At 69.8% G+C, this 15178-nt stretch carries 16 protein-coding genes and 1 CRISPR repeat array (1 of these 17 cut by a window edge); of the genes, 12 read left to right on the top strand and 4 right to left on the bottom strand.

Translation table 11 applies throughout. The annotated features are described in order from the left end of the window. Positions 1-942: direct repeats of the CRISPR family, unit length 36 nt; unit sequence AAGGTAGCAGATCGAGAGACGGCCGCAAACCGCAGC; it reaches 797 nt to the left of the window's first position. 115 nt (positions 943-1057) lie between these two features. The 6 genes from ABL310_RS17485 (at position 1058) to ABL310_RS17460 (ending at position 4992) form a co-directional block, all read left to right on the top strand. Beyond that, positions 1058-2215 carry an acyl-CoA dehydrogenase family protein gene (locus ABL310_RS17485; protein WP_349368280.1) on the top strand — a complete coding sequence of 386 codons (1158 nt, stop codon included), beginning with the start codon at positions 1058-1060 and terminating at the stop codon, positions 2213-2215. A 5-nt stretch (positions 2216-2220) separates the two neighbouring features. Beyond that, positions 2221-2649, top strand: coding sequence for a VOC family protein (locus tag ABL310_RS17480; RefSeq protein ID WP_349372086.1), 429 nt, complete (start codon positions 2221-2223; stop codon positions 2647-2649). 116 nt (positions 2650-2765) lie between these two features. Further along, positions 2766-3446, top strand: coding sequence for a L,D-transpeptidase (locus ABL310_RS17475; RefSeq protein ID WP_349368279.1), 681 nt, complete (start codon positions 2766-2768; stop codon positions 3444-3446). Between the two features lie 77 nt (positions 3447-3523). Next, positions 3524-4309 carry an SDR family NAD(P)-dependent oxidoreductase gene (locus ABL310_RS17470; RefSeq protein ID WP_349368278.1) on the top strand — a complete coding sequence of 262 codons (786 nt, stop codon included), beginning with the start codon at positions 3524-3526 and terminating at the stop codon, positions 4307-4309. A gap of 66 nt (positions 4310-4375) precedes the next feature. Next, a complete protein-coding gene (locus ABL310_RS17465; protein ID WP_349368277.1) occupies positions 4376-4612 on the top strand; it encodes a type II toxin-antitoxin system prevent-host-death family antitoxin in 237 nt (78 codons plus the stop codon). After that, on the top strand, positions 4609-4992 hold the full coding sequence (locus tag ABL310_RS17460) for a type II toxin-antitoxin system VapC family toxin (RefSeq protein WP_349368276.1): 384 nt from the start codon (positions 4609-4611) through the stop codon (positions 4990-4992). The genes ABL310_RS17465 and ABL310_RS17460 overlap by 4 nt, the downstream gene beginning before the upstream one ends. Before the next feature lie 4 nt (positions 4993-4996). Here ABL310_RS17460 and ABL310_RS17455 read toward each other — a convergent pair whose 3' ends face one another. Further along, positions 4997-5293: a 4a-hydroxytetrahydrobiopterin dehydratase gene (locus tag ABL310_RS17455; RefSeq protein WP_349368275.1), complete on the bottom strand. Its 297-nt coding sequence runs from the start codon at positions 5291-5293 to the stop codon at positions 4997-4999. Positions 5294-5514: 221 nt separating this feature from the next. On the opposite strand from ABL310_RS17455, the gene rpmF reads away from it, so the two are divergent. Further along, a complete protein-coding gene (rpmF, locus tag ABL310_RS17450; protein WP_188912426.1) occupies positions 5515-5700 on the top strand; it encodes a 50S ribosomal protein L32 in 186 nt (61 codons plus the stop codon). A gap of 83 nt (positions 5701-5783) precedes the next feature. On the opposite strand, the gene ABL310_RS17445 is transcribed toward rpmF, so the two are convergent. Beyond that, positions 5784-5981, bottom strand: a complete 198-nt coding sequence (locus ABL310_RS17445) for a hypothetical protein (RefSeq protein ID WP_349368274.1) — start codon at positions 5979-5981, stop codon at positions 5784-5786. Between the two features lie 232 nt (positions 5982-6213). On the opposite strand from ABL310_RS17445, the gene ABL310_RS17440 reads away from it, so the two are divergent. The 3 genes from ABL310_RS17440 (at position 6214) to ABL310_RS17430 (ending at position 9715) form a co-directional block, all read left to right on the top strand. Beyond that, positions 6214-7932 (top strand): GGDEF domain-containing phosphodiesterase, encoded by a 1719-nt coding sequence (locus tag ABL310_RS17440; protein WP_349368273.1) that lies wholly within the window; start codon positions 6214-6216, stop codon positions 7930-7932. 80 nt (positions 7933-8012) lie between these two features. Further along, positions 8013-8798 carry a HipA family kinase gene (locus tag ABL310_RS17435; protein ID WP_349368272.1) on the top strand — a complete coding sequence of 262 codons (786 nt, stop codon included), beginning with the start codon at positions 8013-8015 and terminating at the stop codon, positions 8796-8798. Then, entirely contained in the window at positions 8795-9715 is a 921-nt protein-coding gene (locus ABL310_RS17430; RefSeq protein WP_349368271.1) for a hypothetical protein, read from the top strand. Before ABL310_RS17435 ends, ABL310_RS17430 begins: the two co-directional genes overlap by 4 nt. Before the next feature lie 67 nt (positions 9716-9782). Here ABL310_RS17430 and ABL310_RS17425 read toward each other — a convergent pair whose 3' ends face one another. Then, entirely contained in the window at positions 9783-11138 is a 1356-nt protein-coding gene (locus ABL310_RS17425; RefSeq protein ID WP_349368221.1) for an IS1182 family transposase, read from the bottom strand. Between the two features lie 127 nt (positions 11139-11265). Continuing rightward, positions 11266-12621 carry an IS1182 family transposase gene (locus tag ABL310_RS17420; RefSeq protein WP_349368221.1) on the bottom strand — a complete coding sequence of 452 codons (1356 nt, stop codon included), beginning with the start codon at positions 12619-12621 and terminating at the stop codon, positions 11266-11268. Between the two features lie 120 nt (positions 12622-12741). On the opposite strand from ABL310_RS17420, the gene aroC reads away from it, so the two are divergent. Then, complete coding sequence (gene aroC, locus ABL310_RS17415) at positions 12742-13866, top strand: chorismate synthase (RefSeq protein WP_349368270.1); 1125 nt, start codon at positions 12742-12744, stop codon at positions 13864-13866. A gap of 38 nt (positions 13867-13904) precedes the next feature. Continuing rightward, a complete protein-coding gene (ribB, locus tag ABL310_RS17410) occupies positions 13905-14984 on the top strand; it encodes a 3,4-dihydroxy-2-butanone-4-phosphate synthase (RefSeq protein WP_349368269.1) in 1080 nt (359 codons plus the stop codon). Positions 14985-15178: the final 194 nt, after the last annotated feature.

The raw sequence follows: 15178 nt of genomic DNA, 5'->3' as shown, positions 1-15178 counted from the left end.
GAGAGACGGCCGCAAACCGCAGCAGCATGGTCGAAGGCGAGCTGGTGGCGAGGAAGGTAGCAGATCGAGAGACGGCCGCAAACCGCAGCAGGTGCGGAACGAGGTCGTCGATTTCGTTCAAGGTAGCAGATCGAGAGACGGCCGCAAACCGCAGCACCGCGCCCGCATCGATCGCGAGGTGAAGGTAGCAGATCGAGAGACGGCCGCAAACCGCAGCCTATCCGGGCAAGGGTCGTCGCGTCCTTGTAAGGTAGCAGATCGAGAGACGGCCGCAAACCGCAGCGCGCTTTCCGTCGCAGCCGCGCCGGCCATAAAGGTAGCAGATCGAGAGACGGCCGCAAACCGCAGCAAGGGCGTGCTCTTCCCCGCCGAATTCGGTAAGGTAGCAGATCGAGAGACGGCCGCAAACCGCAGCGCGAACATCGCCGAAGGCGTCGGCGCCGCGAAGGTAGCAGATCGAGAGACGGCCGCAAACCGCAGCGTGGGGCGCCGAGCTTGAGCGCGCGTTCGAAGGTAGCAGATCGAGAGACGGCCGCAAACCGCAGCAGATCCTCGCCGGCGAAGATCGGGAAATCGAAGGTAGCAGATCGAGAGACGGCCGCAAACCGCAGCGGATCGAGCGCGTCCAGCGGCTTACCGGCGAAGGTAGCAGATCGAGAGACGGCCGCAAACCGCAGCCGGCCGAGCGCGGTGAGGCGCTGCGCCGCAAAGGTAGCAGATCGAGAGACGGCCGCAAACCGCAGCCAGATCCAGGAACAGGCGCTTCTCCAGCTTAAGGTAGCAGATCGAGAGACGGCCGCAAACCGCAGCAGAAGCGCGCGCGGACCGAGGCGTGGTTCCAAGGTAGCAGATCGAGAGACGGCCGCAAACCGCAGCCGAGCCATCGTCTGGAGCATCCTCGCGTCGAAGGTAGCAGATCGAGAGACGGCCGCAAACCGCAGCAGCACGGTCGTCTTCAGGTCCGCGACGTCATTGAAGGTAACCGCGCCCGCCCCGCATTGCCCGCCGCTCCGGCCTCCCCTAATCTCCCGCCCCATTCCACACGGAGGCCCCGCTCATGCGCTTCGCGCTCACCGAGGAAGAGGAGATGATCCGCGACGCCGCGCGGCGGATCGCGGCGGAGCGGCTGGCGCCGAACGCGGAGGCGCTCGATCGCGGGGCGGGGCGCGAGACGCTGCTCGCGAACCTGAAGCTGCTCGCCGAGAACGGCTTCTCGGCGCTGAACGTGACGGCGGAGCACGGCGGCTCGGAGGCCGGCACGGTGGCCTTCGCCCTGGCGATCGAGGAGCTCGGCTACGCCTGCGCCTCCACCGCGGTCTCGACCTCGGTGACCAACATGGTCGGCGAGGTGATCCAGTCCGTCGGCTCGCCCGAGCAGAAGGCGCGCCACCTGCCGCGCCTCGCGGACGGGACCTATCTCGCCGGCGCCTTCTGCCTCACCGAGGCGCAGGCGGGCTCCGACCCCTCCGCCATGCGCACACGGGCGCGCCGCGACGGGGACGGCTGGCGGCTCGACGGGCAGAAGATCTACATCTCCTCGGCCGAATACGCCGGGATCTTCGTCGTCTGGGCGGTGACCGATCCCGACGCGAAGCCCGGCAAGGGCATCTCCTGCTTCCTGGTGGAGGCCGGAACGCCCGGCCTCGTGATCGGGCGCGCCGAGGAGAAGATGGGCCAGCACGGCTCGCCGACCAACGTCGTGCATCTCGAGGAGTGCCGCGTGCCCGCGGACGCGCTGATGGGGCGCGAGAACGACGGCTTCCGCGTCGCGGTCGGCGAGCTCGCCGGGGGGCGGATCGGCGTCGCGGCGCTCTCGCTCGGCATCGCGCGCGCCGCCATGGACGCGGCCAAGGCCTACGCGGTGGAGCGCAGCCAGTTCGGCCAGCGCCTCGCCGACATGCAGGGCCCGCAATGGATGATCGCCGACCGCGAGGTCGACCTCTCCGCCGCCCGGCTCCTGATCCTGGAGGCGGCGCATCTGAAGGACGAGGGCCGGCCCTTCGCCAAGGCGGCCTCGATGGCCAAGCTCTTCGCCTCGGAAGCGGCGCACCGCTGCACCGACACGGCGATCCAGCTCCACGGCGGCGCCGGCTATTGCCGAGACTACCCCGTCGAGCGCCACGCGCGCGACGCGCGCATCACCCGCATCTACGAGGGCACGAGCGAGATCCAGCGCCTGATCATCGCCCGCGAGACCCTGAGGCAGCTCGGATGAGGCCGATCTTCAGCCACGTCATGGTCGGTGCGAACGACCTCGCGCGGATGATCGCCTTCTACGACGCCGCCCTCGCGCCCCTCGGCCTCGTGCGCAGCGTCACCGATCTCGAGCCCGCCGCCTACCCGCCCGGCGCCACCTGGACGCGGCCCGGCGCGAAATGGCCGGAATTCATCGTGCAGCAGCCCTTCGATCGGCGCCCCGCCAGCGTCGGCAACGGCGTGCAGGTCTCCTTCCTCGCGCCCTCCCGCGCGGCGGTCGACGCCGCCTACGCCGCGGCGATCGCCGCCGGCGCCGCGGACGAAGGTCCCCCGGGCGAGCGCCCGCAATATTCGGCCGGCTATTACGGCGCCTATTGCCGGGATCCGGAGGGCAACAAGATCCACTTCGTCCACAGGCCCGGCTTCGAGGCGGCGTTCGACGCCGCGCCGTGAACCTCCTCGGTCACGCTCGCGTCAAACTCTCGTGAGGTCGTCGACGGATCGGCTCCGACGCTGTTAGAGCCATGCGGGGGCGGCGCAGAGGATTTCACGCGAGGATGACCGGTTCGATGAGCACCACCTTCACCCGACGCAGTTTCGTTCTGGGGAGCGCCCTGGCGCTCGGCGGCTGCGTCTCGCAGGCGCGGGTCCCCGTCGAGCCGCTGGCGCCGGCCGTCCCCGGCGACATCTATGCCATGTACGCGGCGCTCCCGGCGGAGGAGTTTCCCATTCCCGCCGTCGACCCGACCATCGTCGAGCCGCAATTCTGGCGACGCGCGGTGCGCGACCCGACGGGCGAGCCCGCGGGGACGATCACCGTCGACACGACGCAGCGCTTCCTGTTCCTCTCGCTCGGGGGCGGCGAGGCGATGCGCTACGGCATCGGCGTCGGCAAGGAGGGCCTCGCCTTCTCCGGCACGGCGACGATCGCCCGCAAGGCCGCCTGGCCGCGCTGGACGCCGACGCGGAACATGATCCGCCGCGAGCCGGAGCGCTACGGCCCCTATGCCGACGGCCTGCCGGGCGGCCTCGAAAACCCGCTCGGGGCGCGCGCGCTCTACCTCTACCAGGGCGGCCGCGACACGCTCTACCGCATCCACGGCACCAACGAGCCCTGGTCCATCGGCAAGGCCGTGTCGTCCGGCTGCATCCGTCTCCTCAACCAGGACATCGTCGACCTGCATCGCCGGGTGCCGACGGGCACGCGCGTCGTCGTGCGCGAGCACCGCGCCGCGGATCTGATCGGCTGATCCGCGCTTCGCCCGTCGCGCCTCTTCCGCTCGCTCTCCGCCCTCGCTAAACCGGGGCGGAGAACGGGAGAACCAGCATGCAGCTCAACCAGCTATCCGCCGCCATCGTCACCGGCGGCGCTTCGGGCCTCGGCGAGGCGACGGCGCGCCGCCTGGCGCAGGCCGGCGTGAAGGTCGCGATCTTCGACCGCGACGCGGAGCGCGGCGAGGCCGTCGCCGGCGAGATCGGCGGCGTCTTCTGCGCCGTCGACGTGACCGACGAGGCCTCGATCGACGCCGGCCTCGAGACGGCCCGCGCGGCGCACGGCGTCGAGCGGCTCCTCGTCAATTGCGCGGGCGTCGCGCCGGGCAAGCGCACGGTCTCGAAGAAGCGCGACACCGGCGAACTCGTCGCCCACGACGTCGCGAGCTTCCGCAAGGCCGTCGAGATCAACCTGATCGGCACCTTCGCCATGATCGCGAAATGCGCGGCCGGCATGGCCGGGCTCGACCCCGTCACGCCCGACGGCGGGCGCGGCGTCGTGGTCAACACGGCCTCCGTGGCGGCGCAGGACGGGCAGATCGGCCAGGCGGCCTACGCCGCCTCCAAGGGCGGCGTCGTCGGGCTGACGCTGCCGGTCGCCCGCGACCTCTCGGGCTACGGCATCCGCGTCGTGACGATCCTGCCGGGCCTGTTCGAGACGCCGATGTTCGCCTCCGTCCCGGAGGAGTACCGCAAGGCGCTCGAGGCCGGCGTGCCGTTCCCCTCGCGCCTCGGCAAGCCCGGCGAATACGCCGCCCTCGTCGCCGCCATCGTCGAGAACGACATGCTCAACGGCGAGACCATCCGCCTCGACGGCGCGCTGCGCATGCAGCCTAAGTAAGGTGGGGAGGGTTGACCAAATCATTGGTCAACCCTATCTTCGACTCCTGAAGGCCGGAGGGCGTCGATGAAGCAGCTGAACCTGTACGAGGCGAAGACGAAGCTCTCTCAGCTCGTCGATGCAGCGGCTCGGGGCGAGCCCGTGATCATCGCCAAGGCGGGGCGGCCTCTGGCCAAGCTCGTTCCCTACGAGGCACCGCGGCAGATCACGTTCGGCACGATGCCGGACATCGAGATCGCCGATGACTTCGACGCGCCGCTTCCGGACGACATTCTCGACGCGTTCGAAGGGCGCGATGCGTGAGAGTTCTGCTCGACACGCATCTGCTGATTTGGGCACTGCGAGACGATGCGGCTCTCCCGAGAAGCGGGAGAAGCGCAATTCTCTCGTCGACCGCCGTGTTCGTCAGCATGGCGTCGTTCTGGGAAATCGCCATCAAGGCGTCGATCGGAAAGCTGAAGCTGGATCTGGACGGCCTGCCAGGGGCGGTGCGGAGAGCCGGCTTCGACGTGCTGCCGATCGACCTCCCTCACGTCCAGCGTGTTCGATCGCTACCCCATTACCACCGTGACCCGTTCGACCGCATGCTCGTCGCGCAAGCCGGGGCCGAGGAACTGCTGCTGCTCACGTCGGACGGGACGCTGCAGGCGTACGGCGGCGATGTCGTGCGGGTCGTCCGATAGACGCTCACCCCGCCGCCAGCCGGTCCATCTCCTGGGCCAGCGTCACGTCGAGCCTCGTGAGGCCGCCGGAATCGTGGGTGGAGAGGGTGACCTCCACCGTCTTGTAGACGTTGAACCATTCGGGATGATGGTCGTGCTTCTCGGCGACGAGCGCCACCTTCGCCATCCAGCCGAAGGCGGAGACAAAGTCGGCGAAGACGAAGCGCTTGTGGATGGCGTCGCGGCCCTCCACCAGGCTCCAGCCGGTGAGGCCGGCGAGCATCTCGTGGCGTTCGGTCTCGGTCAGTCTTTCGGCGGCCATGACGTCCTCCTGCGCGGGCTGCGTGCCTCGCCTGCGAGGTAGGGCGGCGGGGCGCCGCGGGCCAGGGCAGGGGCGCCCGCGAAAAACCGCGCGCGCGCCTCGGATTGGGGGTAGGCAAGCCGCCTGCGAGCGTGTATGACCCGCGCCTCTGTTGACTTCGTGCCGACAGGCCGCGCACCCCGCGGGCCGACGTCGGCGCTCGCCGTGACCGGAGACGAACCATGGCCGTTCCGAAGAGAAAGACGTCGCCGTCCAAGCGCGGCATGCGCCGTTCGGCCGACGCGCTGAAGGCCCCGACCTATGTCGAGGACAAGGACTCGGGCGAGCTGCGCCGCCCGCACCACATCGACCTGAAGACCGGCATGTATCGCGGTCGCCAGGTGCTGACGCCGAAGTCCGAGGACTGAGGCGATCGGCTCATCGCCGCGCGCCTTCGGGCCGCGGACGACGTGAGGAGGCCCGCCTGCGCGGGCCTTTTTTCGTATCGGGGTCAGACGCTGCGGGCGAGGCCGGGCCGGCCCGGGGCGCGCGGCGCCGCGCCGTAGCGCGCCACGCCCTCCGCCGGCTCGGCGCGGCGGCGGTCTCGGTAGTCGGGCATCCGGCGTTCGCAGGCGATCAGCTGGGTGAGGAAGCCCGCATCCGGCCGCCCGGCCGCGCGCGGGGCGGGCGCGCGCGGCTCCAGCGGCACGAGCGCGCGGCATTCGCTTCGATCCGTTAGTGTCTCGTTATGCAACGCCGCAGCCTCCGCGGTGGACAGAGCCCCTTTCTTAGCAAGTCGCGGGCCGGCTTTCACCCTTCGTTAACCCTCCGCCCGCATCGTCGATAGACACGTGCATGACGCAAGCGTTTCACGGCGATGCGGCGCGGCGTCGCCGGTAGGGGGCGGGGTTTCCATGGGATCGCAAGGCGCGCGCGCCGGGATGTCGACGGGGCAGACGGCCGATCGCCGCTCGGGGCGCCGTGAGCGTGGCCCTCTCGATCCGCGCGCCGTCCTCACGTCCATCGGCGAGGTCGTCTACGACTGGGACGTCGCCAGCGACGCCATCGCCTGGAGCGGCAACGCCGCCGACGTCTTCGGCCTGCCCGACATGAGGGCCTTCGCCACCGGCGCCGCCTTCGGCCTCGCCTGCGAGGACAGCGCCGGGCGTACCCGCCACGACGTCGTACTCGATTCGCGGGACACCGACACGGGCGCGGGCGTGCCCTATCGCGCCGCCTACCTGCTGCGGCTTCCCGCGACGTCGCGCGCGACCTGCGCCGTCGACGGCCGCGGGCTGGTGGCGGTGGAGGATACCGGGCGCTGGTATGCCGGCGCCGACGGCCGCCCGGCCTTCGCGCACGGCGCCCTGCGCCTCGGCGCCGCCGGGCGCGACGTCGCCGCTCCGACACGCGCCCGCTCCGACTTCCTCGAGACGCTCGGCGCCGACGTCGCCGCCGCCGTGAAGGCGAAGCGGCCGATGACCATGATGGTCATGGCGGTGGAGGGGCTCGACCGGCTCAACGACGAGCACGGCTTCGCGGTCGCCGACCAGGCGATCGAGGAGGTGATGCGCCGCGCCGTCGTGGTGATGCGCCGGCGCGACGTCTTCGCCCGCTACGCCTCGAACCGCTTCGGCGTCGCGCTCCTGTCCTGCCCGCTGGACCAGGCCGAGATCGCGGCCGAGCGCCTGCGCGCCGGCGTCGAGGGCGCGCCCATCGCGACCCCGCGCGGGCCGGTGACGCTGCGCGTGGCGCTCGGCGCCGCGAGCGCGCCGCAGCACGCGACCGACGCGCCGGGCCTGCTGCGCCGCGCCGAGGACGCGCTCGCGGCGAGCCGCCGCTCGGCCGCCGCCTTCACGATCTATCGCCCGGCTCTGGCGCGCTCGCGCGGCGTGTGCCCCGACGGGCGCGGCGTCGACGTGGTCGCCGCGCTCAACGAGCGGCGCGTCGTCATGGCCCGCCAGCCGATCGTCGAGGCGCAAGGGCGCGCGCCCGCCTTCGCCGAGGCGCTGGCCCGCATCCGCGGCCCGGACGGGCGCATCGTCGGTGCGGGCGAGATCATCCCGCTCGTCGAACGCGCGGGTCTGGTGCCGCTTCTCGACGCGCGCATGCTCGAGCTCGCCGCCGAGCGTCTCGCGACCCACCCGTCCGAGCGGCTGTCGATCAACGTCTCGCCGATGACGCTGGAGACGCCCGACTGGCTGAACGTGCTCGCCGCGACGCTCGGCGCCTATCGCGGCGTCGCCGAACGGCTGATCGTCGAGGTCACCGAGACGGTGGCGGTGCGCGATCCGGAGGCGACCCGCTCCCGGCTCGACGCCATGAAAGCCCTCGGCGTCGCCGTGGCGCTCGACGATTTCGGCGCCGGCCACACCTCCTTCCGCCATCTGCGCGACTTCCCCGTCGACCTCCTCAAGATCGACGGCGCCTTCGTCCAGAACCTCGCCCGTTCCCCCGACGACCGCTTCTTCGTGCGCACCCTCGTCGACCTCGCCCACCATCTCGGCATCCCCACCGTGGCCGAATGGGTCGAGGACGAGGAGACCGCCGCCATGCTCCGCGACTGGGGGGTGGACTACCTGCAGGGGAACCTGACGGGCGCCCCGGCGCTCGCGGCGGGCGAGGCGGGAGAGGGGACGGCGAAGCGGGCGGTGGCGTGAGAAGACAGGCTGGACAAGGCGCTCGCTCGGAGGCATAAAGCGAAGATTGTATAATTCGGTATCTTCGTGCGAGAGCGTCCATGCCCGCTAACAATCGGCCCGTAGCTCTGGGGCGCGTCCTCGATCGGACGGAGCGCATTGATCTTGGAACGGTTAGCGACATCTACAGTGGGGATGTGCAACTCGAAGACAATCAAATTGCTGCGGCGTTTATCAAGAACGTGTCTGGGCCCGAGATCGTCAGCGAGCTGATCGCCGGCGTGCTCGGTTTGGGTTGCGGGCTTCCAATTCCGCAGCCGGTCCTCGGCATAGCGCGCAACGAGCAGATTCGGGACCCCAAGCTGCCGTACGATGCGGATCACTGTCTCGTATTTTGCAGCTTGCAGGTCCCGGGGGCATCTGTCGCCCAGTTGCTTGACGAAAGGGCGAAGGATGCGGTCCTTCCGCTTATCAGGCAATGGTCTGGGCTCGGGGATATGTATGGCTTCGACGCCTGGACTGCGAATATGGATCGGAACGTTGGAAACCTTCTCCTCAGTGGCGATGGGTTCTGGCTGATCGATCATGCCTACAGCTTCACTGGTCCGAACTGGCAGACCGACGAGCTCGACCCGGCCCGGGCGTACGGTCGCTCTCACGAGCGATGGCTGACGGTCGAGCTGCCATTCGACGAGCGAGGGAAGCTTGTCGAGCCAGCGAGACTCGTGCCGTCGCGTTTGAAGGCGTCGGTGAGTGATGTCGTGCAAAGGAGCCGAGCCGACGCTATAGTGGACGCTAGCGAATTGGCGAAGCTCGAGGGTTTCTTGTCCGCTCGAGTGCCGTACATGGGGGACCTGTCGGCAAAAATCCTGGGGCTCCTGGCATGAACGCGATGCTTCAGAAACTGCACTTCCCATCGGATCAGGATCTGATCAAGGGGCGATGCACGCCGGTCCTCTTCACGCCGCGGCCGGGATCTCCGGAACGCTTTGTCGTCGCGGTCGCTGCGTCCGACGGACGCACCTTCGACGTCTGCGCGCCGGAACGCCTCGACGCACTGGAGTGCCTATTCGGGTCCGAGGCCGAGATCGCGCGCATCGCAATCATCGCCGCGGTCGACGGGCTCACACAACATTTGGCGAAGGGTGAGCCTGCGTCTTCGTACGTGCCTTCCGTTTCCGGCATCAGCATGGGAGAGACCCGCGAATTGACCGGCACCTCGATCCCGCAGATGGCGCGTCACCTTTTGAGGAAGACGTCTACCTTTGCCGCGCGCGAAATCGTTCATGAGGTCTCGGCTCCGCCGTCGCCTGAAGAGGCCGTCGCGATCGAGCGCGCCACGGGTCCGGATCGTCTGCCCCGCCTCGTGTTCGAGTATGTTTACGAAAGAAGACCCGGTCTCGCCGAGGCGTTCAGCGACGAGGTCCGCGAACCGAAGCTGAAGCAAAAAGCGAGAAATAGCATCGTCATAGCGTATCGAAGCTCAAATTTAGTGGCAAATTTTGCCTCACTTCAGGCTAGGCGTACTGCGAACTCGCGTAATTTTGTCAAGCGCTTAATGTGGGATCTAAGTCAAGCAAAAAAGGAGCGCGATCGGTTTGAATGTGTTACGGGAGCGGCATTCGATATGCTAATACAATATCAAGATTTAGATGATCCAAATATCACCGAGAGACAATACGAGGAGCTAATTGGGGAAATCGACAGCCTTCGCGAGGAAGCCTTGCGTCAGGATATAGGGCTGGTCTCGAAGACGTCCGTCCGTGCCATCGGCGAGCACATCCTGTCTTTGGAGGCTGCCTAGGAGGCTGTCCAGCTAATTCGTTCTGCGACGCGAGTGCGTTTCGTTCGCGGGACGCGTTCGCCCCGTCTCATCCGGCCGGCCTCGGTCGGTTGTGAGCGGCGACGAGCTTCGCGATGTTGTGAGCGGTGCAGACGAGCGCCCATTCGGCCCTGACGGCGCCGAGGCCGCGCAAGAGGAGCTGGCGCATCCCGCGATCCTGCTTGATCTGCCCGAAGACGGGCTCGACGACCTGCTTGCGCAGCCTGTAGCGGCTGCGCCGCCCGGCGCGGGCGAGCGTCTCGGCCATGGCCCGGGTCAGGGGTGATTTCGAGAGGCGCCGCTCGGTCGCCGGGACCCCGGTGGCGTGCTTGGCGCGGCCGACGGCGACGTAGGCGCGGATGCGGCGCGCCTTCAGGGCGCCGAGGTTCGCCTCCGAGCAGAAGCCGGCGTCCGCCGAGATCTCGCGGGGCTTGGCTCCGAGATTGCGGCGCACGGCGTCCACCAGGGGGACGAGGGCGTCGACGTCGCCCGGATTGCTCTGGAGGCGGTGGGCGACGATCACCTGGTGGGCGGCGTCGACGGCGATCTGGGCGTTGTAGCCCTGGATGAAGCCGTCGCGGGTCGGCTGGATGCGGCTGTCGGGGTCGGTGAAGTTGCGCTGCGCCTTGTCCGGCGGGCCGCCGTCGGGCGCGCGCTTGGGCCGCCCGCGATCCTGCATGCCGCTGGAGGGACCGGGGCCGTCCTCGTCCTCGCCGCCCGCCGGCGCCGCCGCCTCGGCCTCCAGCGCGGCCTTGGCCGCCCGGATCCGCTCCAGCCGGCGCAGCTTGTCCGCCGCCCAGTCCGGCATCTCGTCCCCGCGCCGCTCGCCGTGCGCGGCATCCTCCTCGCGGTCCGCCGTCTCGGCCCGGTCGAGCCAGCCCGCCACCGCATCGGCCAGCGCCGGCTCCGCGCTCTTCATGCGGCCATAGCTCATCGCCTTGTGCCGCGAGGCGTTCGCCTTGATCTTCGTGCCGTCCAGAGCGACGTGCCCGAGCTGCACCAGTCCCGCCGCCCGGCACAGGCGCAGCACCTGCTCGAACAGGCGCCCCAGCGCCTTGAGATGGCGCTTGCGGAAGTCCGCGATCGTGCGGAAGTCCGGCCGCTGCAGGCCCGTCACCGCCATGAAGTCGACCCGCTCCTCGCAGGCTCGCGCCAGCTGGCGCGAGGAGTAGACCCCGCGGCTGTAGCCGTACAGCAGAAGCGCCACCATCATCGCCGGATGATACGGCGGATAGCCTCGCAGCTCGATGTAGGCGCTCAGGATATCCCGCAGATCCAGCCCCTCACGCACCGTCTCGCGCACGAAGTGCGCCGCGTGCCCAGGCGGGACGAAGTCGTGAATGGACGGCGGCAGAAGCCAGCTCTGCTCGACATCCCAGGGGCGAAACGTCTTGCTCGTGCTCATGAAACAAGAGAATCACGACCGGATTCCCACGTCCAGAAAATTACTCGGACAGCCTCCTAGGAGGCTGTCCAGCTAATTCGTTCTGCGACGCGAGTGCGTTTCGTTCGCGGGACGCGTTCGCCCCGTCTCATCCGGCCGGCCTCGGTCGGTTGTGAGCGGCGACGAGCTTCGCGATGTTGTGAGCGGTGCAGACGAGCGCCCATTCGGCCCTGACGGCGCCGAGGCCGCGCAAGAGGAGCTGGCGCATCCCGCGATCCTGCTTGATCTGCCCGAAGACGGGCTCGACGACCTGCTTGCGCAGCCTGTAGCGGCTGCGCCGCCCGGCGCGGGCGAGCGTCTCGGCCATGGCCCGGGTCAGGGGTGATTTCGAGAGGCGCCGCTCGGTCGCCGGGACCCCGGTGGCGTGCTTGGCGCGGCCGACGGCGACGTAGGCGCGGATGCGGCGCGCCTTCAGGGCGCCGAGGTTCGCCTCCGAGCAGAAGCCGGCGTCCGCCGAGATCTCGCGGGGCTTGGCTCCGAGATTGCGGCGCACGGCGTCCACCAGGGGGACGAGGGCGTCGACGTCGCCCGGATTGCTCTGGAGGCGGTGGGCGACGATCACCTGGTGGGCGGCGTCGACGGCGATCTGGGCGTTGTAGCCCTGGATGAAGCCGTCGCGGGTCGGCTGGATGCGGCTGTCGGGGTCGGTGAAGTTGCGCTGCGCCTTGTCCGGCGGGCCGCCGTCGGGCGCGCGCTTGGGCCGCCCGCGATCCTGCATGCCGCTGGAGGGACCGGGGCCGTCCTCGTCCTCGCCGCCCGCCGGCGCCGCCGCCTCGGCCTCCAGCGCGGCCTTGGCCGCCCGGATCCGCTCCAGCCGGCGCAGCTTGTCCGCCGCCCAGTCCGGCATCTCGTCCCCGCGCCGCTCGCCGTGCGCGGCATCCTCCTCGCGGTCCGCCGTCTCGGCCCGGTCGAGCCAGCCCGCCACCGCATCGGCCAGCGCCGGCTCCGCGCTCTTCATGCGGCCATAGCTCATCGCCTTGTGCCGCGAGGCGTTCGCCTTGATCTTCGTGCCGTCCAGAGCGACGTGCCCGAGCTGCACCAGTCCCGCCGCCCGGCACAGGCGCAGCACCTGCTCGAACAGGCGCCCCAGCGCCTTGAGATGGCGCTTGCGGAAGTCCGCGATCGTGCGGAAGTCCGGCCGCTGCAGGCCCGTCACCGCCATGAAGTCGACCCGCTCCTCGCAGGCTCGCGCCAGCTGGCGCGAGGAGTAGACCCCGCGGCTGTAGCCGTACAGCAGAAGCGCCACCATCATCGCCGGATGATACGGCGGATAGCCTCGCAGCTCGATGTAGGCGCTCAGGATATCCCGCAGATCCAGCCCCTCACGCACCGTCTCGCGCACGAAGTGCGCCGCGTGCCCAGGCGGGACGAAGTCGTGAATGGACGGCGGCAGAAGCCAGCTCTGCTCGACATCCCAGGGGCGAAACGTCTTGCTCGTGCTCATGAAACAAGAGAATCACGACCGGATTCCCACGTCCAGAAAATTACTCGGACAGCCTCCTAGGCGCCGCCCCCTTCCCCTCCTCCCGCTTCTCCCCTAGAACCCGGGCAGGAGCGCGCGTCCATGTCCCACAACACCTTCGGCCATCTCTTCCGCGTCACCACCTTCGGCGAGAGCCACGGGCCGGCGCTCGGCTGCGTCGTCGACGGCTGCCCGCCGGGCGTTCCGCTGACGCAGGCCGACATCCAGGCCGAGCTCGACCGGCGCCGGCCGGGGCAGTCGCGCTACACGACGCAGCGCCGCGAGCCGGACGCGGTGAAGATCCTCTCCGGCGTCTTCCAGGACGAGCGGATGGAGGCCCAGGTCACCACCGGCACGCCGATCGCGCTCGTCATCGAGAACGTCGACCAGCGCTCCAAGGATTACGGCGAGATCCGCGACAGCTACCGCCCCGGCCACGCCGATTTCGCCTACGACGTGAAGTACGGCGTGCGCGACTATCGCGGCGGCGGGCGCTCCTCGGCGCGCGAGACGGCGGCGCGGGTCGCGGCCGGTGCCATCGCGCGCAAGGTCGTGCCGGGGATGGTCGTGCGCGGCGCGCTGGTCCGGATCGGCCCGCACGCGATCGACCGCGAGGCCTGGGACTGGGAGGAGGTCTCCCGCAACCCGTTCTTCTGCCCGGACGCGAAGGCCGCCGCGCGCTGGGCGGACTATCTCGACGGCGTGCGCAAGGCGGGCTCCTCGGTGGGCGCCGTGATCGAGATCGTGGCCGAGGGCGTGCCGCCGGGCCTCGGCGCGCCGATCTACGGCAAGCTCGACGCCGAGCTCGCCGGCGCGCTGATGTCCATCAACGCGGTCAAGGGCGTCGAGATCGGCGAGGGCTTCGCCGCCGCCGCCCTCACCGGCGAGGAGAACGCCGACGAGATGCGCCCGGGCAACGACGGCGCGCCGGTGTTCCGCTCCAACAAGGCCGGCGGCGTGCTCGGCGGCATCTCGACGGGCCAGCCGGTGGTCGCCCGCTTCGCGGTGAAGCCCACCTCCTCGATCCTCGCGCCGCGCGCCTCGGTGACGCGGCAGAACCAGGAGACGGAGGTCGTCACCAAGGGCCGGCACGACCCCTGCGTCGGAATTCGCGCAGTCCCGGTCGGCGAGGCCATGGTGGCGTGCGTGATCGCGGACCATTATCTGCGCCATAGAGGGCAGGTCGGCGTCGTCCGCAGCTGGCCTCTCGAGCGTCCTTTCGGCTAAGACGGGCGCGGCCCCCCGCGCGAACAGAGCAGCGACACATGCCCCAATCGGTCACCGACGCCATCGAAGCCTTCGCCCGCGGCGAGATCGTCATCGTCACGGACGACGACGACCGCGAGAACGAGGGCGACCTCATCGTCGCCGCCTCGCTCTGCACGCCGGAGAAGATGGCCTTCATCATCCGCAACACCTGCGGCATCGTCTGCGCGCCGCTCACCCCGGCGGAGGCGAAGCGCCTGCGGCTCGACCCGATGGTGGCCTCGAACGACGCGCCGCTCGGCACGGCCTTCACCGTGTCGGTGGACGTCCGCCACGGGCTCACCACCGGCATCTCGGCCGAGCAGCGCTGCAACACGGTGCGGGCGCTCGCCAACGGCAACATGGGCGCGGAGGACTTCGTGCGCCCGGGCCACGTCTTCCCGCTCGTCGCCAAGGACGGCGGCGTGCTGATGCGCTCGGGCCATACCGAGGCGGCGGTGGACCTGTGCCGCCTCGCCGGCCTGCCCGAGGTCGGCGTGATCTGCGAGCTCGCCAACGACGACGGCACGGTGATGAAGGGCGACCAGATCGTCGCCTTCGCCGAGCAGCACGGCCTCAGGCGCGTTTCCGTCGCCGACATGATCGCCTACCGCCAGAAGCGCGACCGTCTGGTCGAGCGCATCGGCACCTTCCCGGTGACGACCCGCTTCGGCGAGATGACCGGCTACGCCTACACGACGCCCTTCGATTCCGTGCACCATTTCGCCCTCGTCCACGGCCGGATCGGCGACGGCCGCGACGTGCTCGCCCGGCTCCACCGCGCCAACGTCATCTCCGACGTGTTCGAATCGACCGGCGCCGTCGACCGCGCGCTGGAGCGTTTCGCGGCGGAGGGGCGCGGCGTGCTCGTCTACCTGCGCGAGGGCACGGCCGGCGTGCCGCTGACCTCCTATTCCGACGAGGCGAGCCATTCCGAGATCGAGCGCAACAAGGCCTGGCGCGAGGTCGGGCTCGGCGCCCAGATCCTGCGCGACCTCGGCGTCTCCTCGATCCGCAACCTCGCGAGCTCCTCGCGCGCCTATGTCGGGCTCGCGGGCTTCGGCATCGAGCTCACGGAGACGGTGCCGCTGGAGGGTTGAGGGAGAGCCGAGGCGCGGCGCTGATCGCGTGCGGGACCGAGGCCGATATTCTCCTTCCCTGTAGGGGAAGGTGGATCGCCGCGCAGCGGCGAGACGGATGGGGCGCGGCGCGAAGCGACGCGTTCCGCGAAGCGGAAGCCCCGGCATCCGGCGGTCGCGTCCGTCGATTTCGGCTTCGCCGAACGCGCGTGCCG

The organism is Salinarimonas sp., from assembly GCF_040111675.1.
Classification (GTDB): Bacteria; Pseudomonadota; Alphaproteobacteria; order Rhizobiales; family Beijerinckiaceae; genus Salinarimonas.
This window is presented reverse-complemented; position numbering and strand designations above follow the sequence as displayed.

Excerpts from the sequence above, each read along its gene's own strand:
- ABL310_RS17470 (WP_349368278.1), top strand. The coding sequence starts at position 3,524 with ATGCAGCTCAACCAGCTATCCGCCGCCATCGTCACCGGCGGCGCTTCG.
- ABL310_RS17430 (WP_349368271.1), top strand. The coding sequence starts at position 8,795 with ATGAACGCGATGCTTCAGAAACTGCACTTCCCATCGGATCAGGATCTG.
- rpmF (WP_188912426.1), top strand. The coding sequence starts at position 5,515 with ATGGCCGTTCCGAAGAGAAAGACGTCGCCGTCCAAGCGCGGCATGCGC.
- ABL310_RS17435 (WP_349368272.1), top strand. The coding sequence starts at position 8,013 with ATGCCCGCTAACAATCGGCCCGTAGCTCTGGGGCGCGTCCTCGATCGG.
- ABL310_RS17440 (WP_349368273.1), top strand. The coding sequence starts at position 6,214 with ATGTCGACGGGGCAGACGGCCGATCGCCGCTCGGGGCGCCGTGAGCGT.
- ABL310_RS17485 (WP_349368280.1), top strand. The coding sequence starts at position 1,058 with ATGCGCTTCGCGCTCACCGAGGAAGAGGAGATGATCCGCGACGCCGCG.
- ribB (WP_349368269.1), top strand. The coding sequence starts at position 13,905 with ATGCCCCAATCGGTCACCGACGCCATCGAAGCCTTCGCCCGCGGCGAG.
- ABL310_RS17420 (WP_349368221.1), bottom strand. The coding sequence starts at position 12,621 with ATGAGCACGAGCAAGACGTTTCGCCCCTGGGATGTCGAGCAGAGCTGG.
- ABL310_RS17465 (WP_349368277.1), top strand. The coding sequence starts at position 4,376 with ATGAAGCAGCTGAACCTGTACGAGGCGAAGACGAAGCTCTCTCAGCTC.
- ABL310_RS17475 (WP_349368279.1), top strand. The coding sequence starts at position 2,766 with ATGAGCACCACCTTCACCCGACGCAGTTTCGTTCTGGGGAGCGCCCTG.
- ABL310_RS17455 (WP_349368275.1), bottom strand. The coding sequence starts at position 5,293 with ATGGCCGCCGAAAGACTGACCGAGACCGAACGCCACGAGATGCTCGCC.
- ABL310_RS17425 (WP_349368221.1), bottom strand. The coding sequence starts at position 11,138 with ATGAGCACGAGCAAGACGTTTCGCCCCTGGGATGTCGAGCAGAGCTGG.
- aroC (WP_349368270.1), top strand. The coding sequence starts at position 12,742 with ATGTCCCACAACACCTTCGGCCATCTCTTCCGCGTCACCACCTTCGGC.